18 protein-coding genes and 1 tRNA gene are annotated in these 20,195 nt (G+C 74.3%); 13 read left to right on the forward strand and 6 right to left on the reverse strand.

The window, feature by feature from the left end; translation table 11 throughout:
* Positions 1 to 82 precede the first annotated feature (82 nt).
* Complete coding sequence (locus tag ACFFKU_RS11805; protein WP_380138163.1) at positions 83 to 937, reverse strand: PhzF family protein; 855 nt, start codon at positions 935 to 937, stop codon at positions 83 to 85.
* A 109-nt stretch (positions 938 to 1,046) separates the two neighbouring features.
* Positions 1,047 to 2,177, reverse strand: coding sequence for an alpha/beta hydrolase (locus tag ACFFKU_RS11810; RefSeq protein WP_380138164.1), 1,131 nt, complete (start codon positions 2,175 to 2,177; stop codon positions 1,047 to 1,049).
* Positions 2,178 to 2,423: 246 nt separating this feature from the next.
* On the opposite strand from ACFFKU_RS11810, the gene ACFFKU_RS11815 reads away from it, so the two are divergent.
* The 10 genes from ACFFKU_RS11815 (at position 2,424) to csrA (ending at position 11,822) form a co-directional block, all read left to right on the forward strand.
* Positions 2,424 to 3,107 carry a response regulator gene (locus ACFFKU_RS11815; RefSeq protein WP_380138165.1) on the forward strand — a complete coding sequence of 228 codons (684 nt, stop codon included), beginning with the start codon at positions 2,424 to 2,426 and terminating at the stop codon, positions 3,105 to 3,107.
* Positions 3,104 to 4,252 carry a sensor histidine kinase gene (locus ACFFKU_RS11820; RefSeq protein ID WP_380138166.1) on the forward strand — a complete coding sequence of 383 codons (1,149 nt, stop codon included), beginning with the start codon at positions 3,104 to 3,106 and terminating at the stop codon, positions 4,250 to 4,252. The genes ACFFKU_RS11815 and ACFFKU_RS11820 overlap by 4 nt, the downstream gene beginning before the upstream one ends.
* Before the next feature lie 142 nt (positions 4,253 to 4,394).
* Positions 4,395 to 4,673, forward strand: coding sequence for a flagellar biosynthetic protein FliQ (locus ACFFKU_RS11825; protein WP_380138167.1), 279 nt, complete (start codon positions 4,395 to 4,397; stop codon positions 4,671 to 4,673).
* A 4-nt stretch (positions 4,674 to 4,677) separates the two neighbouring features.
* Positions 4,678 to 5,484: a flagellar biosynthetic protein FliR gene (locus tag ACFFKU_RS11830; protein WP_380138169.1), complete on the forward strand. Its 807-nt coding sequence runs from the start codon at positions 4,678 to 4,680 to the stop codon at positions 5,482 to 5,484.
* Positions 5,481 to 6,569: an EscU/YscU/HrcU family type III secretion system export apparatus switch protein gene (locus ACFFKU_RS11835; RefSeq protein WP_380138170.1), complete on the forward strand. Its 1,089-nt coding sequence runs from the start codon at positions 5,481 to 5,483 to the stop codon at positions 6,567 to 6,569. The genes ACFFKU_RS11830 and ACFFKU_RS11835 overlap by 4 nt, the downstream gene beginning before the upstream one ends.
* 192 nt (positions 6,570 to 6,761) lie before the next feature.
* Positions 6,762 to 8,819, forward strand: a complete 2,058-nt coding sequence (gene flhA / locus ACFFKU_RS11840) for a flagellar biosynthesis protein FlhA (RefSeq protein WP_380138172.1) — start codon at positions 6,762 to 6,764, stop codon at positions 8,817 to 8,819.
* On the forward strand, positions 8,803 to 10,452 hold the full coding sequence (locus tag ACFFKU_RS11845) for a hypothetical protein (protein ID WP_380138173.1): 1,650 nt from the start codon (positions 8,803 to 8,805) through the stop codon (positions 10,450 to 10,452). Before flhA ends, ACFFKU_RS11845 begins: the two co-directional genes overlap by 17 nt.
* Positions 10,449 to 11,231 carry a PilZ domain-containing protein gene (locus ACFFKU_RS11850; protein WP_380138175.1) on the forward strand — a complete coding sequence of 261 codons (783 nt, stop codon included), beginning with the start codon at positions 10,449 to 10,451 and terminating at the stop codon, positions 11,229 to 11,231. The genes ACFFKU_RS11845 and ACFFKU_RS11850 overlap by 4 nt, the downstream gene beginning before the upstream one ends.
* The gene (locus ACFFKU_RS11855) at positions 11,228 to 11,494 is read left to right on the forward strand and encodes a hypothetical protein (RefSeq protein WP_380138176.1); all 267 of its coding nucleotides are present in this window, start codon (positions 11,228 to 11,230) and stop codon (positions 11,492 to 11,494) included. The genes ACFFKU_RS11850 and ACFFKU_RS11855 overlap by 4 nt, the downstream gene beginning before the upstream one ends.
* Positions 11,495 to 11,582: 88 nt before the next feature.
* The gene (gene csrA, locus ACFFKU_RS11860) at positions 11,583 to 11,822 is read left to right on the forward strand and encodes a carbon storage regulator CsrA (RefSeq protein WP_380138178.1); all 240 of its coding nucleotides are present in this window, start codon (positions 11,583 to 11,585) and stop codon (positions 11,820 to 11,822) included.
* Positions 11,823 to 12,324: 502 nt separating this feature from the next.
* Here csrA and ACFFKU_RS11865 read toward each other — a convergent pair.
* The 4 genes from ACFFKU_RS11865 to ACFFKU_RS11880 are packed head-to-tail and all read right to left on the reverse strand — an operon-like array spanning position 12,325 to position 18,352.
* Entirely contained in the window at positions 12,325 to 13,554 is a 1,230-nt protein-coding gene (locus ACFFKU_RS11865; protein WP_380138180.1) for an App1 family protein phosphatidate phosphatase, read from the reverse strand.
* Positions 13,555 to 13,582: 28 nt separating this feature from the next.
* Positions 13,583 to 14,560, reverse strand: coding sequence for an NAD-dependent epimerase/dehydratase family protein (locus tag ACFFKU_RS11870; RefSeq protein ID WP_380138182.1), 978 nt, complete (start codon positions 14,558 to 14,560; stop codon positions 13,583 to 13,585).
* Positions 14,557 to 17,247, reverse strand: a complete 2,691-nt coding sequence (locus tag ACFFKU_RS11875; protein WP_380138183.1) for an alpha/beta fold hydrolase — start codon at positions 17,245 to 17,247, stop codon at positions 14,557 to 14,559. Before ACFFKU_RS11875 ends, ACFFKU_RS11870 begins: the two co-directional genes overlap by 4 nt.
* Positions 17,248 to 17,293: 46 nt before the next feature.
* On the reverse strand, positions 17,294 to 18,352 hold the full coding sequence (locus ACFFKU_RS11880; protein ID WP_380138184.1) for a 3-oxoacyl-ACP synthase III: 1,059 nt from the start codon (positions 18,350 to 18,352) through the stop codon (positions 17,294 to 17,296).
* 349 nt (positions 18,353 to 18,701) lie between these two features.
* Here ACFFKU_RS11880 and ACFFKU_RS11885 point away from each other — a divergent pair.
* The 3 genes from ACFFKU_RS11885 (at position 18,702) to ACFFKU_RS11895 (ending at position 20,184) form a co-directional block, all read left to right on the forward strand.
* Positions 18,702 to 18,786 (forward strand) — tRNA-Leu (locus ACFFKU_RS11885).
* A 132-nt stretch (positions 18,787 to 18,918) separates the two neighbouring features.
* Positions 18,919 to 19,548, forward strand: a complete 630-nt coding sequence (locus ACFFKU_RS11890; RefSeq protein WP_380138185.1) for an HAD family hydrolase — start codon at positions 18,919 to 18,921, stop codon at positions 19,546 to 19,548.
* Between the two features lie 21 nt (positions 19,549 to 19,569).
* Complete coding sequence (locus tag ACFFKU_RS11895) at positions 19,570 to 20,184, forward strand: dihydrofolate reductase family protein (protein ID WP_380138186.1); 615 nt, start codon at positions 19,570 to 19,572, stop codon at positions 20,182 to 20,184.
* Positions 20,185 to 20,195 lie beyond the last annotated feature (11 nt).

Below are 20,195 nucleotides of genomic sequence, written 5' to 3' on the forward strand. Positions count from 1 at the left end.
GCGGTCGCACCCGTTGCGGCACAGGGGGACCTTGCGCTCGATCATCGAGCGCAGGGTTCCCCTGTGCCGTTCCCGCGCCTCCTCAGGCGGTCGGGAAACGGGCCGTGCCGGAGAAGAGGGTGGTGGTGGCGCCCGCGACCCGGAGGGTTCCGGCCGCGTCGACGCTGATGCCGACCACCCCCGCGCGACCGAGGGCGGAACCCTGGGTCACGGTCCACGGCGGGGCGAGCACCCCCGTGCGGTGCAACCACTGCGCGACCGAGGCGTTCAGCGACCCGGTCACCGGGTCCTCGGCCACCCCGACCCCCGGGCAGAACGCACGCAGCTCGACGGCGTGCGGGGAACCGGCCGGGTGGGCACCGACCACGCCGACCATCGCCTCGGGGATGCGCCCGAGGTCCGGTCGCAGGGCGCGCACCTCCGCCGCGGTCGCGACCCGCAGCACGCACCACCCCGGGCCGTTGTCGACCCACTGGTGCCCGAGCACCTGCTCCGGGGCGAGCCCCAGGGCCTCGGTCAACCGGTCGAGGAGTTCTGGATCGAGGTCGCCGGTGCGCCGCACCGGGGGTGCGGCGAACGCGAACCCGTCGGGGGTCCGGGCGATCTCCACCAGGCCGGCGGCGCACTCCTGCACGATGCGGTCCGGGTCGCGGGGGAGGCCTCCGCGCTCCACCCAGGCGTGCGCCGACCCCAGGGTCGGGTGCCCGGCGAAGGGCAGCTCCCCGCCCGGGGTCCAGATGCGCAACCGGTAGTCGGCGGTCGGGTCGGTGGGGGCGAGCACGAACGTGGTCTCGGAAAGGTTCGTCCAGCGCGCGATCCTCTGCATCGTCTCCTCGTCGAGGCCGTCGGCCTCGAGGACGACGGCCACGGGGTTGCCGCGGTAGGGCTCGGCGGAGAAGACGTCGACCTGGGCGAAGGGGCGGGCGGGCACGGGCATCGGCCTCTCGGGCGGGGCCGCCCCCGGGGGTCGGGACGGCCGGAACCGCTGCAGCGTAGGCGGGTCCCGCGGTCGGGTCCGACGGCGGGGTCCGCGTCCCGCCGATCCGTCATCCGGCCGCGGGGGTGGGCGCGAAGCCGGCCACCTGCCCCCCGAGCCAGTCCAGGGCCTCCGGCAGCTGCCCGGCCCAGACGTCGAGCCGGTGCCCCGGTTCGGGCTGGGGCACGGTCGTCATGGTGGTGGGCCCGTGCACGATCGCGGCCATCGCCGTCGTGGTCGGGGCGGAGAGCTCGTCGGAGGACGAGGACGTCGCCCAGAGCTGCACGGGCGGGGGGTCGCGGCGTTCCAGGGCGAGCAGGTCGTAGCGACGGGCCGCCGGGGAGCGGGTCGCGAACGGCCGCCAGTCGCCGAGGTCGAGCTGGTAGTAGCCGGCGAAGGACACGGCCGAGCCGAACCGGTCGGGGTGCAGCATCGCGAGCATGTTCGCGCACCACCCGCCCATGGACAGGCCCATGGCCGACCACGACGAGGGCCCGGCCGCCGCCCGGAAGTGCCGGCCCAGGTAGTCGGGGAGGTCGCGGGACAGCCAGGTCTCCAGCTGTGGGTCCCCGGCGGCCCCGTCGATGCACTCGGTGTCGCGCCCCGCCGGGACCTCCAGGTCCGGCAGCACGAGGATCGAGGGCGCCAGCCGCCCCGCCCCCGCGGCGGCGTCGGCGTCCTGCTCCAGCGGCATCGCGGTCAGCCACTGGTCCTCGGTCCCCGGCCAGCCGTGCAGGGCCATGATCACCGGGTAGGTCCGGTCCAGGGTGGCGGGGGAGCGGTACCCGAGCGGGAGGACCACCAGGGCCGAGGACGTCGTCCGCGAGACGGCTCCGGGGACGACCACCCGCCACACCCGCCCGTCGGACCCGGCCACCGGCTGGGGGGCCGGGTCGTCGGGGCGGGTGGCCGGCACCCCGTGCACGGCCGAGGGCGCGGGTCGCCCGCTGGTGCCGGCGAGGGCGGGGGAGAAGGCGGTCACCACGTCGGACCAGTCGTCGAACAGGGCGAAGCGGGCGTTGAGGCCGATCCCGACGGCCAGCAGGGTCACGGTCTGCACCAGCAGCAGGGCGAGCGCCCGGTGCAGCAGGGCCCACGGACCCCGCCCGGCCCACCGCCGCCAGGTCAGCAGCAGCCCGAGGGCCCCGAGCAGGGCCGCCGCGCCGACCACGACGAGCGTGCTGCACTCCCGCAGAGCCATGATCCGTTCCGTCCCTCCACCCGCCCGGACCGCCCGGGCGAGCGCCCCCCCGGGCGCCGGGGGACAGGGTGCGCGGCGGGCGGGGCCGCCGGCATCCGCCTCCCGGGTCGGCGCCGGACGCCGAGATCCCTCCGGAAGGAGGGATCCGGTGAGCGGGTCCGGCTGCCGATACTTGGTCCGGGGGATCACGGGGGTGGCCCCCGGGGCTCGGCGCGAGCTCCCCGTGCAGGAGAGGCGGCCGGGACGATGCAGGACGCGGGCGGGGAGCCGGTGCGGGTGCTGGTCGTCGACGACGAGCACCTGGTGCGCTCGGGGATCACCGCGATCCTGTCCTCGGCCCCCGACATCACGGTGGTCGCGGCCACCGACGGCATCGGGGCGGCCGAGGCGCTGGCCCGGCACCCGGTCGACGTGGTGCTCCTGGACATCCGGATGCCGGTCGCGGACGGCCTGAGCGTGCTCGCCTCCGTGACGGAGACCGCCGTCGCTGGAGCCCGCCCGGCCGTGGCCATGCTCACGACGTTCCACGCCGACGAGAAGGTGGCCGCCGCGCTGGCCGCCGGGGCCAACGGCTACCTCCTCAAGGACACCGACCCCGACCTGCTGATCCAGCACGTGCGGGCCCTCGCCTCGGGGGCGGCGGTGCTGTCCTCCGGGGTCACCGCCTCCGTCGTCGAGGGGTTCCTGCGGTCGCGTTCCGCGGTCGACCCGGGCGCCGCGCACCGCATCGCGCAGCTGTCCCCGCGCGAGCGCGAGGTCCTGCAGCACCTGGCCCGCGGGGCGCCGAACTCCGAGATCGCCGCGGAGATGCACCTGTCCCTGCCCACCGTGAAGGAGCACGTCGGGTCGGTCCTGACCAAGCTCCGGGTCGCCAACCGGGTCCAGGCCGCCGTCCTCGCGGTCCGCTCCGGGCACCTCGAAGCCCGGTGAGCAGGCGTCCGCCGGCCCCCGGACGGAGGGCCGCGACCGTCCGGCTACTGCTCGGGGAGGTGCTGCTGCTGCTGGTCTGCGTGCTGGAGGGCAGCGTGAACCAGACCCCGGGGTGGAACCGGCCCTTCGTCCTGACGGTGCTGGCGCTGGTCGCGATCCCGCTGCGGCGCCGCTTCCCGCTGCTCGCCTTCCTGGTCGGGGTCCCGTCGCTGGGCTGGGCCCAGTGCGTGCTGGCCCCCGGCGTCCTCGCCTACGCCCTGGCCGAGCGACGGGCCCGGGGGGCGGTGGTGGTGGCGGCGATCGGGGTCGGCATCGGGGTGAACGCCTGGCCCATGCTCGACCTGGAACCGGGTTTCTGGCAGCTGAACACGGCGAACCTGCTCATCCTCGCCGCCGTCCTCGCCGGGGCGGCCGGGCTCGGACGGTTGCGTCGGGTCCGCGCCCAGCTGCGCGAGCAGGTCCGGCAGCTGACCGAGGCCCGGGAGCGGGAACGGGCGACGACCGAGGCCGCCGTCCGGGCCGAGGAACGGGCCCGGTTGGCCCGCGAGATGCACGACGTCGTGTCCCACCAGGTCTCGCTCATCGCGGTCCAGGCGGGTGCCCTGCGCGTGGGACCGCACGGGCAGGAGGTGAGCACGGCGGCCGAGCAGATCCGCCGGGCCGCCGTGCGCACCACCGACGAGCTGCGGCACATGCTGGTCGCGTTGCGCGGGGAGGGCGGGCAGCCCCTGCAGGGTCCGGGCACGGCGGCCGACCTGCCGCGGCTGTGGGCGGCCACGGGGTTGTCCGGACGGTTCGAGATCGTCCCGGAGGTCGCCGAACGTCTGCCGGAACCGTTGCAGCGCACGGTGTACCGGATCGTGCAGGAGGCGCTGACCAACGCGGCGCGGCACGCCCCCGGGGCCGAGGTCGACGTGCGGTTGCAGCAACGTCCCCGGTCGGTGCTGCTGGAGATCCACAACGGGCCGGTCCCGTCCCCGCGGGTTCCCGAGACGGCGGGGCACCCGGCCCCCACCGGGTGCGGGCACGGGCTCATCGGGATGCAGGAGCGGGTCGGCGCGGTCGGCGGACGGCTGGAGGCCCGCCCCGTCGCGGGCGGCTTCCGGGTGCGGGCCGAGCTCCCGGTGCCCTCGAACCTCGCCTGACGCCCGCCCGGCGCCGGGACCGGGCGGACCCCGTCCGACCTCCTCGGGGCCCGGTTCAAGGTTCTCACTCGTTCGGCCGATGAAGTCCCCAGCACGACGACCCGACCGGGGCCGTCGGGGTCGACCGAGGAGTGCTCCACCCATGAGCGACGTGACCGCCGTCCACATCGGGATGACGGCCCTCGTGCTGGCCGCGAAGCTGTGCGCGCCGATGCTGCTCACCGCGCTCGTCGTCGGTTTCGGCATCTCGCTGTTCCAGTCGGTCACCCAGCTGCAGGAGCAGACCATCGCGTTCGTGCCCAAGGCCCTGGCCGTCGGCACCGCGATCGTGTTCTGCGGCAAGTGGATGCTCCACGAGCTGACGAGTTTCACGACCGCGCTGTACGACTCGATCCCCGGCCTGCTGACCCACGGCGGCTGACTCCGTGCAGGGACTCCAGAGCGCGACGGGACCCGTCCCGGTCGACCTGCTCCTGGCCATGCTGCTCGCCTCCGTGCGCGCGGCCGGCTGGTTGATGCTGGCGCCGCCCTTCAACAGCCGCGCGGTCAACGCCCGGGTCAAGGCCATGCTGTCGGTGTCGCTCGCCCTGCCGCTGGCCGTCCGGTTGCGCGACCAGGTGCCCCCGGTCGAGCCGGCCGCCATCATCACCGCGGTCGTGCAGCAGGCCTTCATCGGCATCGCCCTGGGGGCCCTCTGCGCGTTGGTGTTCGCCGCCGTGCAGGCCGCCGGTGACCTGCTCGACCTCTTCGGCGGGTTCCAGCTCGCGAGCGCCTACGACCCGTTGATGCAGTCCCAGACCGCGATCTTCGGCAAGCTCTACGGCTGGACGAGCTCGGCCCTGCTGGTCTTCTCCGGCGGGCACCTGATCATCCTGGCGGGCTTCCTGCGCAGCTACGACGTCGTCGGGCTGGACGCGGTGATGAGCCCGGCGGTGGTGGCGGGGGCGTTCACGCAGGGTATCGGGCAGCTGATGCTGGCCGCGCTGCAGATCGCGGCGCCGCTGGTCGCCGTCCTGTTCATCACCGACATCGGCCTGGGCCTGCTGTCCCGGGTGGCGCCGGCCCTCAACGTCTTCGCCATGAGCTTCCCGCTGAAGATCATCGTGACCCTGACCCTCGGCGGCTTCGCCTACGCGATGCTGCCCGACGTCGTGACCGAGATGATCGGGGTCGCCCGCGACCTGGTCGTGCGGGCCGCGGCCGGGGGATCCGCCCTGGGGGGTGGCTCGTGAGCGGGGAGAAGACCGAGGCACCTACCGCCAAGAAGCTCCAGAAGGCCAAGGAAGAGGGCAACGTCCCTCAGTCCCGCGACGTCTCGGCGTGGCTGACGACCGCGGCCGGGGCGATGTTCGTGCCGAGCACGATCGAACGCGGCCGGGACCTGGGGCGGGCGGCCATAGAGCAGATCGCGGTGGTGATCGCCGATCCCGACCCGGCCGGGGCCCTGGCGAGCATGGTCCACACCTTCGCGGCGCTGCCCGGGGTCCTCGGACCCCTGCTGGCGGCCACCGTGCTCGCCGCGATCGTCGGCCGGGCCGTGCAGGGCAACGTCAAACCGACCCCGAAGAAGCTGCAGCCGAAGTTCTCCTCGCTCAACCCGGTGAACGGGTTCAAGCAGCACTGGGGCCCGCAGGGCCTCTGGGAGGGGGCGAAGTCGCTGCTGAAGACCGCGGTCATCGGCCTGGTGCTGTGGTTCGTCGCCAAGGAGCTCGCGCCGCAGCTGGTTCGCTCGGGGGTGACCCCGCTGTCCTCGGTGCTGCAGCTGACCGGGGAGGCCACCGGTCGGATGCTGACGCTCACCATCGTCATCGGTCTGCTGATCGCGGTCGGGGACTACTTCATGAACCGCCGCCAGATCATGAAGAAGCTCCGGATGAGCAAGGACGACATCAAGCAGGAGCACAAGACCGCCGAGGGTGACCCGCTGCTCAAGGGCGCCATCAAGTCCAAGCAGATGCAGATGTCGCGCAACCGGATGATGGCCGACGTGGCCAAGGCCGACGTCGTGGTCGTCAACCCGACCCACATCGCGGTCGCGCTGCGCTACGAACCGGGCAGCGGCGCCCCGAAGGTCGTCGCCAAGGGGGCGGGCGCGATCGCCGCGAAGATCCGCGCCCGGGCGCAGGAGAACTCCGTGCCCATCGTCAAGGACGTCCCGCTGGCGCGGTCGATGTACAAGGGCGTGAAGATCGGCCAGGAGATCCCCGCGGAGCTGTACGCCGCGGTGGCCAAGGTCCTGGCCTTCGTCATGAACCTGCGCACCCGCGGGGCGCTGACCCCGCTGGGCGGCGACGCGCACACCCTGCCGGTCGCCTGAGCCCGGGCCGGTCGGGGCGCTCACCCGGACGGCTCATCCCTCACCCGTCCGGGCCCGCCCGGATCGGCGGCTCAAGTCCGCGCCCGGATGTGCCGAGACAGGGGTCAGCCAGGACGGCGCAGCAGGGCCACGGACGGGCCGTTGGAGAGGTCACCCGCACGGGTGACCGGGACGAGACGGTGGTGACGCGGGTTGAACGGCAAGGTCAAGATCTCGCAGCTGGTGGTGCCGGCGGGTGTCGTCGGCATCGTGCTGCTGCTGGTCGTGCCGCTGCCCGCGATCGTGCTCGACTTCCTCATCGCGACCAACATCACCTGTTCGCTGGTCGCGCTCCTCACGGTCATGTTCGTCAAGCGGGCCCTGGACTTCTCGGTCTTCCCCTCGCTGATCCTGGTCCTGACCCTCTTCCGGCTCGGCCTGAACGTCGCCTCGACCCGACTGGTCCTCTCCGACGGGTACGCGGGGCACGTCATCGAGGCCTTCGGCCACTTCGTCATCTCGGGGTCGCTGGTCATCGGTCTGGTGATCTTCATGATCCTGGTCGTCATCCAGTTCGTCGTCATCACCAAGGGTGCCGAGCGCGTGGCCGAGGTCGGGGCCCGCTTCACCCTGGACGCGATGCCCGGCAAGCAGATGGCGATCGACGCCGACCTGAACGCCGGGCTCATCGACGAGGCCGAGGCGCGCCGGCGCCGGGCCGACATCACCGGCGAGGCCGACTTCTACGGGGCCATGGACGGTGGTTCCAAGTTCGTCAAGGGTGACGCCGTCGCCGGCATCGTCATCGTCCTGATCAACCTCATCGGTGGTTTCGCGATCGGGATGATCCAGGGCGGGTTGTCCCCGGCCGAGTCGATCAACAAGTACGCGCTGCTGAGCATCGGTGACGGTCTCGTCTCCCAGGTGCCCGCGCTGCTGCTGTCCGTCGCGACCGGCCTCATCGTCACCAAGGCCGGTTCCACCAACGACATCGGTTCCGACGCCCTCAAGCAGCTCGGGCAGAACACGATGGTCCTGCGGATCGCCGGGGGCGGCGCGATCGTGCTGGCCCTCATCCCCTCGATGCCGAAGCTGCCCTTCCTGCTCGTGGGCGGCCTGGCCATCTTCGCCTCCACCCGCATCGCCGCGAAGCAGAAGGTGGAGGCCGCCGAGGCGGCCCGCCTCGAGCTCGAACCCGCCCCGGTCTCGCCGACCGACGCGGCGGAGTCGCTGCTGGAGGAGATGCGGGTGGACCCGCTGGAGGTCGTGCTCGCCCCGGACCTGGTCGACCTGGTCGACGTGGCCGGCGGCGGGGACCTGCTGGAGCGGGTGCGCGCCCTGCGCCGCAAGATCGCCCTGGAGCTCGGCCTCGTGGTCCCGCCGGTCCGCACCCGCGACTCCCTGGACCTGCCGGCCTCCTCCTACGCCGTGCGCATCTCCGGGGTCGAGGTGGCCCGCGGGATGGCCCCGCCCGGACAGGTCCTGGCCCTCGGCGACAACCTGGACGGGTTGCCCGGGCGGACCACCGTCGAACCGGTCTTCGGTCTGGCCGGCAAGTGGATCCCCGCCGAGCTGCGCCAGCAGGCCCAGCTCATGGGGGCGACCGTGGTCGACCGGGGCAGCGTGCTCATCACGCACCTGGGCGAGCTGGTCCGCAGCCACGCCCCCCGGCTCCTGGGCCGCGAGGACGTCCGCTCGCTGGTGGACGCGCTCAAGCGCACCCACCCGGTCGTGGTCGACGAGCTCACCCCGAACGTCCTCACCCTGGGCGAGGTGCAGCGGGTCCTGCAGGCGCTGCTGGAGGAGAGCGTCCCGATCCGCGACCTGGCCCGGATCTTCGAGGCGCTCAGCCTGCGCGGCAAGCAGGGTTCCGACCTCGACGGTCTGGTCGAGGCCTCCCGGGCCGCGCTCGGGCCGGCGGTGGCCGCGGTGCACGAGCAGGACGGTGTCCTGCACGTCATCACCCTGGACCCGCTGCTGGAGCAGCAGATGGCCGAGTCGCTGCGACCGGGGGAGCACGGCGCGACGCTCTCCCTGGACGCGATGACCGCCGAGCACCTCGTGACCTCCGCGGGTCAGTGCCTGGAGCGGGCCGAGCAGCAGGGCATCTCCGCCGTGCTGGTCTGCGCGCCCCCGTTGCGAGCGCCCCTGCGGCGCCTGCTCAAGGTGGCCGTCGGCCGCCTGAACGTCCTCTCCTACGACGACGTCAGCAACCACCCCCGGATCGAGACGGTTGGAGCGGTGAGCGGTGTCCATGCACTTGCTTCGTGAAGGAAACGACCTGCAGGCCCTGCTGGCCGAGGTCCGCGCCGAGCACGGCGAGGCCGCGCAGATCGTGCGCGCCGAGCGCATCCGCACCGGCGGGGTGGCCGGGTTCTTCGCCAAGGAGAGGTACGAGGTGACCATCGAGATCCCCGACGCCGAGCCGGGCGCCCCGGCCGCGTCCACCGGGTCGTCCGGGTCGACCGGGTCCACCGAGGCCCCCGCCCGGCCGCTGCCCACCCGGACCCCGACGGCGACCGCGGTCGCCGCCGCGCCGGCGCAGCCCCAGGTGGCCCCCGGGTTCGACGACGTGAGCGTGGCCGAGATGGGTCGCGAGCTGGCCCGCCGGCTCGGCACCCCGGTGCCCTCCGCCCCGGTGAGCCCGGCCCCGGCGACCCCGGCCCCGGCGTCGCTCGGTGACCTGCTCGCGGCGGCCGACGCCGCCGACGGTGCCGACCGTCTCGGTGCCATGATCTCCGCCGGTGCGGGCGCCCCCGCCGCCGCGCAGGCCGTCCCGGCCGCGTTCCGGGCGGCGTCCGTCCCGGCCCCGCGGGTCGAGGCACCGCACCGCCCGATCTCCACCGAGGGCGAGTCGTTCGCCTTCACGCTCGCCTCGATGCGTCGTCACCTGGCCGACGGCACTCCGGCAGATGCACCCAACGTCACTCCGGTTGTACCGTCTGTGATGGAGCATGGTGCTTCCGCACAACGCGAGCGGACCGCCCCCGCAGGCGGATCGGAGGACCTCATGAGCGCCGACAACTACGGCAGCAACAACGGCCTGTCCGTGCCCCGGGAGACCCCGGTCACCGGCCGCAACGCGGAGCGGTACGAGCAGGACGAGCGCTTCCTCGCGGCGCGTCGTGGCCACGACTACGACGAGGACTTCGGCGGGGACCGTTTCGGCGGCCAGCGCGCGCAGTCCGCCCCGGTCGAGGCGCCGCGGGTCGAGGCTCCGCGCAACGAACCGCAGCCGGTCGAGGCCCCCCGGGCCGAGAGCCCGCGTCCGGAGTTCCGTCCCGAGGCCCGGCGTCCCGAGGTCCGCGCCCCGCGGCCGAACCGGGCCGACTCCGGCGACGCCGGGGAGGCCGTGCGCCTGGCCGCTGAGATCGCCGTACCGGCTCCGCTCACGGTCGGCGGTGGTGACGTCGTCGTCGTCATCGGCGAGGCCGACGCGGTCGTCGCGGCCGGCCTGCTCGTCGCCGACGAGACCGGTTCGGAGGCGCCCGTCGTCATCGGTCGTGCCGACGTGCACGCGACGATCACGCTCGACGAGCTCCCCGCGCTGCGCCAGCAGGCCCGCCGTTACAGCGCGCCTCTGACCGTCGCCCTGCCGGCCCGCCCGACCGGCGCCGACGCCGCCCGCGCCGCGCGGCTGGCCGCGGCCCTCGACCCGGCCGCCGTCGTCGTCTGCGTCGACGCGACCCGTCGCGCCCACGCCACCGGCGCCCTGCTCGACGCCCTGCAGGCCGCCGGCGTGCCCGCCGACCGGCTCGCGGTGCACCGCGCCGGGGAGAGCCCCGACCCGCTGGACTCGCTCTCGCTCGACGTGCCCGTCGGCTTCCTCGACGGTCGCCCCGCCACCACGGGCGCCTGGGCCGGTCTGCTGCTCGACGCCGGCGCCGGGCGCGGTCGCCGGTGACGTCGCTCCGCTCCCGGACCCGGGCGGGTGCCCGGGATGCAGGTACCGAGAGCTGGGCGCCGCTGAACTCCCGGGTCTACCTGACCCTGCCCGGTCGCGCGGCGGACGGGGGTGACCTCGAGCTGCTGAGCCGGGTCGAGGACCACCGCGACGACGCCGACGGGCCCTGCCTGGTCGTGGCCATGCCCCGCTTCGGCGGGGACCTGGCCGTCGAGGCGGGGCTCCCGGTCGTCGTGCGCTGGGGGAGCCGTCGCGGGCGGCACCGGCGCGGCTGCCGGCTGCTGCGCATCACCCGGGAGCCGGTCCCGGTCTGGACGCTGCTGGCCCTGGACGACCCGACCATCGAGCAGCGACGCCGCTTCGTCCGCGTCGAGAGCAGCGGTCGCGTCGTCCTGGCACTGGCCCCCACCGAGGGGACCGACGCCTCGATGGTGCCGCTGCCCGCCGCCGAGGGCACCGACCCGGTCGCGGCCGACGACGAGACCCCCCGACCCGAGCTGCGGCTGCACCTCCTGGACATCAGCGAGGGCGGGGCGCGGCTCACCCTGGACCCCGAGACCACCGCACCGGAGTGGTTGCAACCGGGGGAGCAGGTGCGTTTCCGGGCGACCGTCGGGGGCCGGGCGCTGGAGCAGCCCGCCGAGATCCTGCCGGCGCGCTTCGACAGCAGCACCGGGACCGTCGTCGTCGCCTTCCTGCCGCCCGTGCAGCAGGCCGAGTTCGTCCGCCAGCACGTCATGCAGGTCCAGATCGCCAATCGTCGGACGGAGGGGTCGTGACACCGCTGGTCCTGGGGGCGGCCCTGCTCCTCTCCGGCCCCTCGCTGGTGGGGGCGTTCCGCGGCACGACCGACGTCGACACCGCACTGCTGCACCTCGTGCTGGCCCTGCTCGTCTCGGCCGTGGCCGGGCGCATCCTGCGGACCCTGTACGAGAACTACCGGGCCTCCACCGTGGCCGCGGCCCGGGTGGCCGCGCACGAGGAGGCGGTCGCCGCGGCCCAGAAGGCGGCCGAGGAGCACCGGCGCCGCACCGACGGCTGACGCGCCCCGACCCGACCGGTCGCCGCTCCCCGCGCGCCATCACGCTGTTCACATGAGCGGGCACGCTTCGTCACTTATGCTGGCGGACATGCTGGTCCTCACCCGCAAGGCCGGAGAATCCGTCGTGATCGGCGACGACGTCGTCGTTCGTGTCCTGGAGGTGCGGGGCGACGTCGTCAGGGTGGGGATCGACGCCCCCCGCGACGTCCGGGTGCACCGGCAGGAGGTCTTCGAGGCCGTGCGGGACGCCAACCTCGCCTCCGCGGTCGTCTCCGACGACGCCGTGACCGCCCTGCAGGGGCTGATGCGGCGCACGGGAACCGAATGACCTGCCGTCCCGGGCGGGCCTGACCGCCCGGGGAGCGGCCGGACGGGGGACGTTTCCCCACCGTCCTCACCCCACGTGAGCGATATCACCCGCTCGCCGCCCCGAACGGAGGCATTTCGGGCAGCGTCGGGCGGGTGCGGACTCCTAGGATCGGGGTACCGGAGCAGTCACCCGCTGGTGACGAGGCCGGGAACGACCCGCCACCCGTGAGGGTGTGAGGACGATGCGGTCCGCGGTTCGCCAACTGAAGATCCGCTCCACCGGACGGTGGGGCGGGTACCGGTCCGGACCTTGGAGGAATGACATGGACAAGCACATCGAGGGTGACGTCGTCGACCTGCGCGACGCGACCGAGCTGACCACCGTCGCCAACCCGCGTCGCGTGCAGCTCTGACCCCGTCGCCCCAGCGCGACAGCCGAAGGCCGGACCCGGACGGGTCCGGCCTTCCGTCGTTCCCGGGGACTCGCCGACCTCACCGGGTGGTCAGAACGGTCGGGGCGGTCAGGGCCGGGAGAGGACCCCGGCCCGGTACCAGCGGTGCAGGAGCTCGAAGCCGTCGTCCCCGCTGACCCAGGTGACGTCGGAGTCCTCGGGCCCGCGGACCGGGTTGATAGGGTGCCCGCCGGCGAGCAGCTGCTCGGCCGGGGTGAGCCGCCGGATGCCGACCGCCCGCACCCGCTCGGGAGCCGCGGCCACGAACTCGGCGTACAGGGTGGGGTCGTGCTGACCGTCGTCGCCCACCAGGAGCCAGGTGACCTGCGGCAGCTCCCGGGCGAGGCGGGACAGGGTGCCGCGCTTGTGCGCGGACCCGTCGCGGAACCACCCCGTGTTGGTCGGTCCCCAGTCGGTGAGCAGCAGGGCGCCCTCGGGGTAGCCCCCGCGGCGCAGGAACCGCGACAGGGTCGGGGCCGCGTTCCACGCCCCCGTCGAGAGGTAGACGACGGGCGCGCCCGGGTTCTCGTCCAGGACCTGCCGGTACAGGTCGGCCATCCCGTTCACCGGGACCCGGGCCCGCTCGTCGATGACGAAGCTGTTCCAGGCCGCGATCAGCGGACGCGGGAGGCGGGTGACCACGACCGTGTCGTCGATGTCGCTGAGCAGCCCGAGCTGCGGTTCGGGGCCGACGACCTGCACCCGCGCCGTCCCGCTGTGCCGGTGCAGGCTCGGCGGCACCAGTTCGGCCCCGCCCTCGGTGTCGTCGTCGACCAGCTCGGTCCCGACCTCCAGGTCGTGGGCCTCCTGGGCGTCCGGGCCGACGGTGAGGGTGATCTCGTGGACGCCCGGGGTCAGGTCGAGGGGCACGACCTCGTCGAGGTAGCCGCCCCGGTCGGAGGTGAGCACGAACTCGTGCCCGCCCAGGGTGACGGTCACGTCGATGCCGGCGACGGGGACGGTGAGGAAGTTGCGCCACCCGCGCACCGACGCCACCTCGTCGGAGGCCTCGGGGCGCGAGGACTCCCGGCCCAGCAGCACCCGTCCGAGGACCCGGACCCAGCCCGGTCCGCCGTAGCTGGGGTAGGCCAACGCCCGGGCGTGGTAGCCGCTCTTGCGCAGCCGGGAACCGACCAGGCCCTTGACCGACTCCTCGATGCGCGCGGCCCGGTGCAGCGAGTGCTCCCCGGGGCGGGTCTCCAACCCGATCTCGCGCAGTCGTTCCAGGTCCTGCAAGGCCTCGGAGGCGAGCTCGCGCCCACGGTCCCGGCGTCGTGCACCCCTCGCCGTCAGCTTCACCGTCCGACCGTAGCCCGCGGGTGCGGCGTCAGCGCGAGAACCCCGCGGCGAGCCGGTCGAAACCCTCGTCGAGGCTGACCCGCGGTTCCCAGTGCAACGCCTCGCGCGTGCGTCGCTGGTCGAACCAGTGCGCGGTGGAGAGCTGCTCGGCGAGGAACCGCGTCATCGGTGGCTCGTCGGCCATCCGGGCCGCGGTCCACACCCGCTCCACGACGCTGCCGGCGACCTTGGCCGCGGCGGCGGGGACCCGGCGGGTCGGGGCGGGGACCCCGGCCGCCCGGCAGATCCGGGCGAACACCTCCGAGACCGTGCGCGGTTCGCCGTTGGTCACCACGAACGCCTCCCCGTGCACGTCGGGGGCACGGTCCAGCGCGGCGAGCAGCGCGTCCACCGCGTTGTCGACGTAGGTGGTGTCGATGAGGGCGGCACCGTCGTCGAGCAGGGGCAACCGCCCCGCCCGGGCGCGCTCGGCGATCCGCTGCACCAGCTGGGTGTCACCGGGGCCGAGGACGATGTGGGGGCGTACGGCCACGACCGCGAACCCGGGGGCGTCGGCGGCCAGGGCCAGCAGCTCGGCCTGGGCCTTGGTGACGGCGTAGGAGCCGTGGGCCCCGGCCGGGTCGGCCGGCGCCGTCCCCTCCCCGACGAGCGCGTGCCCGGCGTGGGCGACCGAGGGCGAGGACACCTGGACGAAGCGGCCGACCCCGGCCTCGCGGGCCGCGGCCAGCAGGGCCCGGGTGCCCTCGACGTTGGTGGCGACGTACTCCGTGTGCGGCCCGGTGATCGAGACCTTGGCCGCCAGGTGCACGACCGCGTCCATCCCGTCCACGGCACGGACGAGGGCCGCGGGGTCGCTCAACGAGCCGCGGGTCTCCTCGATCCCGTCGGTGCCGAGCAGCCCGGAGGAACGCCGTTGCAGCACCCGCACGGCGTCCCCCCGCCGGGCCAGGGCCAGGGCGGTCTCCCGTCCGAGCATCCCGCTGGCCCCCGTGACCAGGACCTTCATCGCCGCCACCCCTTCCGCACCAACGGTTCGGTCCGTTCCCCGGCCAGGACGCGCTCGGCCCAGGCGGCCACCCGGACCCGGTCGATCTTGGAGTTGTGCCGCACGTCGGTGGGCAGGGCCGGGACGAGCAGCACCGCGACCAGGGGCAGCCCGGTCGCCAGGCGCACCGCCTCGGACAGTTCGGGGGTGGCCACCGTGGTCCGGGCCACCGGCTCGACGTCACCGGCGTCGGCGCCGCCCGCCTCGGCCACGACCGCCACCTGCCGGGCGTGCTCGGGGCCGATCCCGACGAGGGCGGCCCGGGCGATGCCGGGCACCGTCTCGGCCCGCTGCTCCGGACCCACCGGGGTCAGCACCCCGGCCGGCGTCCGGACGACGTGGGCCAGACGCCCCTCGATCCAGACCCGGCCTTCGTCGTCCAGGTGACCGACGTCCCCGGTGCGGTGCCAGCGCCGGGCGCGGGGCCCGCCGTCCGGGCCGGCCACCGACCCCACGGCGACGCTGTCGGCCTGGGTCAGCCAGAGCTGGTCGTAGTGGTCCTTCACGTGGGCGCCGCCGACCACGACCTCACCGGTCACGCCGGGCGTGGTGACGAGGTCGGCCCCGGGCACCCCGGCGTCGTCCAGGGGGGCGATGGCGACCGTGGTCCCGGCCACCGGCCGCCCCACGCAGATCCCCTCGCCGAGGCCGGCCTCGAGGATGTCGCTCAGGCCCACGTCGGTGGCCGGCAGGACCTCGGTCGCGCCGTAGGGGGTCCGCGGGTCGGCCTTGGGCATGAGCCGGGCCACGCGCTGCAGCAACGGGGTCGGGACGGGAGCGCCCGCCGAGAGCAGCACCTCGACCTCGCCCAGGGCCCGGCGGTCGGCCGGGTCGAGGTCGTCCTCGGTGGCGAGGACGTTGACCAGAGCGGCGGGGGAGAGGAACACCGAGGTCGAACCGCTGGCCGCGACCGCGGCGGCCAGCGCCCGGGCGGTGAGGGTCGAGGGCCGGGTCACGTCCATGGCCGGGACGACGCACGTCGCCCCCAGCGCCGGGCCGAGCAGGGCGAACGGGGCGAAGGCCGAGACCAGCCCCGCGCCGGGTCCGATCCGGATGGTGGCGCCCATGGCCTGGGCCAGCCGCGCCAGCTGCTCGTGGTTGTAGACGACCCCCTTGGCCGGGCCGGTGGACCCGGAGGTGAAGAGGACGACCGCCTGCGCCTCCGGGCCCGGCGCCGGCGGGAGCACGGCCCCCTCGGCCAGGCGGCGGGCCCCCGTGCGGGCGAGGTCGGAGACGGTCGTGCTCGCTCCCACGGCCCGCAGGACGGCGTCGGGCACCGGGCCCGCGGCGATCCGCCGGCCCGGCCAGCGCAGCGCGCGGGCGGCGGCCAACGCCTTGGGCACGCCGATCACGGCGTCGACCCCGCTGGACGTGACCGCTCGGGTGAGCCCCCGGACGCCCAGGCCGGCGTCGGCGACGACCCCCACGGCCCCGATCCGCAGCGTCGCGTAGACCACCGCGGTCAGGTCGGCGCCGGGCGGGACGAGCAGGGAGATGCGCTGACCGGGCCGGACCCCTTGAGCCAGCAACCCGGCGGCGATCTCGTCGACCCGGCGGGCCAGCAGGGACCAGCCGATCCGGCGGGCCGACCCGTCCGGCTGCACCTCGACCACCGCGGGCTCGTCGGAGTCCTTGCGCTGCAGGAGCTGCGACCACAGGTCGATGGGGGCGACGTCGTCGTCGTGGCCCTCGGGGGCACCGGTGTCGGTGCGCCGGTCGAGCCAGCGCAGCACGGTCCCGGCGACGTCGGCGTCCTCGACCACGAGGTGGCCCGCCTCGGCGAAGCGGTGGACGTCGGCCCCGGGGAGTCGCCCGCGCAGGTCGCGCAGGAACTTCTCGCCGAAGACCGGGTCGTTCGGACCCCAGAGCAGCAGCGTTGGCCGGTCGAACCGGCCGAGCCGCTCGGCCGCGGCCTCGAACACCGGGCGGGTCGGGTGCCCGGCCCCGACCGGGATGTCGGCCACGAAGTCCTCGATGCCGAGCCGACGCTCCACGCTCAGGTAGGGCGCCCGGTAGGCGGCCGCCACGTCGTCGGCCAGAGCCGGGCGGGCGATGGCCAGCGTCGTGCGCAGGAACGCCTCGGTCCGGCTGGTGACCAGCGGCAGGACCCCCGGGGTCCGCGCCAACCGGACGGGGCCGGGTGCGGCGGCGTCGGTGGGCAGCGTCACGCCCGTGTTGGTGAGGACCAGCGAGGTGACCTCGAGCGGGGCGGCGTGCGGCGACGTGGCCCAGGCCGAGGCGACGACCCCACCCCAGTCGTGCCCGACCACGACGGTCTCGCCCGAGACCTGCAGGGCGGCGACCACGGCGTCCAGCTCAGCCACCCGGTCGGCCAGGCGACGGTGCAGACCTGTGCGCTCGGAGAAGCCCATCTCGAGGTGGTCGAGGGCGATCACGCGGTAGCCGACCGCGGAACCGGCGCGCAGCAGGTCGCGCCAGAGGTAGGACCAGGTGGGGTTGCCGTGGACGCAGACGATCGTGGCGCGCGGCGCGGTCTCGTCCGAGCCGGCGCGGGTGTCCAGGACGTGCCAGGTGCGTTCGACACCGTGGGCGTCGACCGCCCGCACCAGGCGTGACCAGCCCGGGTCCAGACCGGGGAGACCAGGCGGCGGGAGCTGGGCGGGGGCGGTGCGGGAACGCGACGTCACGACCGGAGGTCTATCAGCCCGCTCGGACAGAGGGGTAGTTCGCCGCTCACCAGGCCAGTTCGAGCATGGCCGAGTTCAGGCCGGACCCCACACCCATGGCGATGACACGGTCGCCGCGGGTGAGCTCCGGCGCGGTGGCGGCCAGGGTCATCGGCAACGAGATCGGGCCGACGTTGCCCCAGCGGGGGAAGGTCAGCGGCACCTTGGCCGGGTCGAGGCCGAGGCGCTCGACGACGGTCTCGGTGTGCACGCGCGAGATCTGGTGGATGACGAAGCGGTCGGCCTCCGACCAGCCCCACTGCTCGTCGCCACCCTTGAAGGCGTCGGCGACGATCTCGATGCCCTCGGTCAGCATGAGCTTGGCGTCGGTGCGCATGTGGTGGGCGTCGCCGATGCAGAGCTCGTGGTGCTCGGTCCCCGCCCGGGCCACCCCGCCGAGGATGCGATGGGCCTCCGGGTGGGCGTCGGCCGGGCCGAGGACGGCGGCCGCGGCACCGCAGCCGAGGGTCATGGTCGCGAACTGGTCGAGGAAGTCCTTGCGGGTCACGTCCTCGCGCTGCAGCCGGGTGATCGTGCCCTCGTGCATGGACCGGACGTCCTCCGACCCGAGGACCACCGCGTAGCGGATCGCGCCCGCGTCGATCATGGCCGCGGCGACCTGGACGGCGTTGACCCAGGCCAGGCAGGCGTTGGTGATGTCGAAGTTGAGGGCGTGGGTCGGCAGGTCCATCGCGTGGTGGACGGCCGTGGCCAGCGCCGGCTCGAGGTGGGGGCGGGTGACGGTGGTGCTGATCAGCAGCCCGACCTCGGAGGGGTCGACCCCGGCCTCGGAGAGTGCTTTGAGCCCGGTCTCGGCGGCGGCCTGCGACGCGTCGGCCCCGTCCGGCCACCAGCGACGCTCCTTGACCCCGGCGATCTTCTCCAGCAGCCCCGGCCGCAGCCGCAGGCGGGTCAGGGTGTCGGCCAGGACGTCGTCGAAGTGGGAGGAGGGGATGACCACGGGCGCCTCGAGGTGCGTGATCGAGAGCATCGCTGCGTTGGCGGGTCGGAACGTGGAGTTCCCGAAGGTGTCCCCGTACCGCTTCGTCGTCCCGGTCTCCGTCAACGTCTTCCCCAGTCCTGTGGTGGTACGCCCCACCCGGGATGAGTCCGAATCGGGCGCCCGTGTGCTGTCGCGGCGCTGCTCAAGGTTAGCTCCCGTTCACCCCCCCGCCCGACGTACCTGGTTCTCCGGTCACCGGGCCCGCGACGCGGACCCGGGGCCGAGCGGGGGAGTAGCGCTTGACCGGTCAACGGCGCCCCGACCCCCCGCGTTCCCGTCCCCGGCCCTGATCTCCGGTCCCCCACCCGCCCCCGCCACGAGGACCGACGCCGCGGCGGTGCGGGACGACCCCCGCTCCGTGCTACGGTTTTCCCCGTTGTGACCGCCTCGCAAGGGGTACGGCGCAGCAGATGTCCGGGTGGCGGAATAGGCAGACGCGCTAGCTTGAGGTGCTAGTCCACGTATAGTGGGTGGGGGTTCAAGTCCCCCCTCGGACACCGAACGATCAGGCCCTGACCAGCAGTTTCTGCGGGTCAGGGCCTTCGTCGCTCCCGAGCCGACCGCCGGGCGACCGGTGCCGAAGCGGTAAAAGCGGCAACGTTCCCGCTCCCCGAACCGGAGGTGACCCTGTGCCGCGGTCGTCCGACCCACTCCTCGTCCTGGAACCGCCGGCGGGGGCCGGTTGCCTCCTGTTCGACTGGGACGGCACGCTCGCCGACAGCACCGCCGCGAACGCGGCGGCCTTCTCCGCTGCCGTGCAGCCCTACGGGGGCGAGGTCTCACCAGACTGGTTCGTCCGGCACGCCGGGCTCTCCGCCGTGGAGGCAGTCCGGGTCGCCGCCCTCGAACAGGGCCTCGAGGTGGACGAGATCCGGTTCTGCGCCGACCGCGACCGTCACTACCTGGCCCGCCTGGGCGAGGTCCGCGAGGTGCGGCCGGTCGCCGATCTGGCGCGGGCGCAGCACGGTCGGCGTCGGTTGGCCGTGGTCAGCGGAGGTGGTCGCACCACGTTGCTCGCCGGGCTGCGGCACCTGGGCCTCGACCACCTCTTCGACGTCGTCGTCGCGCGCGAGGACGCCGCCCACGGCAAACCGGCCCCCGACCTGTACCGGGAAGCCCTGCGCCGGCTCGGCGTTCCCGCCGACCGGGCGGTGGCCTACGAGGACACCGACGAGGGCTTGCAGGCGGCGGCCGGTGCCGGTGTCGCCGCGATCGACGTCCGCCCCGTGCGTTCGACCCGGCGGCCGATGAGTTCCTGACGCCTGCCGGGTCTCCCCGGCATGAGCGGACGCATCGTCATCGACCTGTTCAGCACCCTGGACGGCGTGGTCCAGGCCCCGGGCGGGCCGGAGGAGGACCCGAGCGACGGTTTCGCGTGGGGCGGGTGGCAGGCACCGCTGTTCGACGAGGCGGTGGGGGAGCAGGTGACCGCCGGGGTGCGGGAGATGGACGCGCTGCTGCTGGGCCGGCGGACCTACGACATCTTCGCTGCCTACTGGCCCCGCCAGGACGACGCGGAGCTGATCGCGGGGACGTTCAACCGCATCCCCAAGTACGTCGCCTCCCGCGGCCGACCGCGTCTGGACTGGGCGGACTCGACGCTGCTCGGCGCGGACCTGGACGCCGAGGTCGCGGGTCTGCGGGAGCGGCACGCGAACGTCCACGTCGTCGGCAGCGCCGAACTGGCCCGGACCCTGGTCGCCCGCGGGCTCTTCGACGTGCTGAACCTCTGGGTCCACCCGATCGTCCTCGGGCGGGGGAAGCGGTTATTCCCCGACGACGGGCCCGCGCTGGGGCTGCGGCTGCTGGAACCGCCCACGACGGGCGGGACGGCCGTCCTGCTGCGGTACGGGCCGGGGGAGGAGGTCCGGACCGGCGACATGACCGTGACCTGAGGAGCGCTCAG

Source organism: Kineococcus gynurae (assembly GCF_042433995.1).
GTDB classification, from domain to species: Bacteria; Actinomycetota; Actinomycetes; order Actinomycetales; family Kineococcaceae; genus Kineococcus; species Kineococcus gynurae.

Bases quoted from the DNA above. Each gene is read 5' to 3' on its own strand.
- csrA (WP_380138178.1), top strand. From the start codon at position 11,583: ATGCTGGTCCTCACCCGCAAGGCCGGAGAATCCGTCGTGATCGGCGAC.
- ACFFKU_RS11815 (WP_380138165.1), top strand. From the start codon at position 2,424: ATGCAGGACGCGGGCGGGGAGCCGGTGCGGGTGCTGGTCGTCGACGAC.
- ACFFKU_RS11810 (WP_380138164.1), bottom strand. From the start codon at position 2,177: ATGGCTCTGCGGGAGTGCAGCACGCTCGTCGTGGTCGGCGCGGCGGCC.
- ACFFKU_RS11870 (WP_380138182.1), bottom strand. From the start codon at position 14,560: ATGAAGGTCCTGGTCACGGGGGCCAGCGGGATGCTCGGACGGGAGACC.
- ACFFKU_RS11825 (WP_380138167.1), top strand. From the start codon at position 4,395: ATGAGCGACGTGACCGCCGTCCACATCGGGATGACGGCCCTCGTGCTG.
- ACFFKU_RS11895 (WP_380138186.1), top strand. From the start codon at position 19,570: ATGAGCGGACGCATCGTCATCGACCTGTTCAGCACCCTGGACGGCGTG.
- ACFFKU_RS11845 (WP_380138173.1), top strand. From the start codon at position 8,803: ATGCACTTGCTTCGTGAAGGAAACGACCTGCAGGCCCTGCTGGCCGAG.
- ACFFKU_RS11805 (WP_380138163.1), bottom strand. From the start codon at position 937: ATGCCCGTGCCCGCCCGCCCCTTCGCCCAGGTCGACGTCTTCTCCGCC.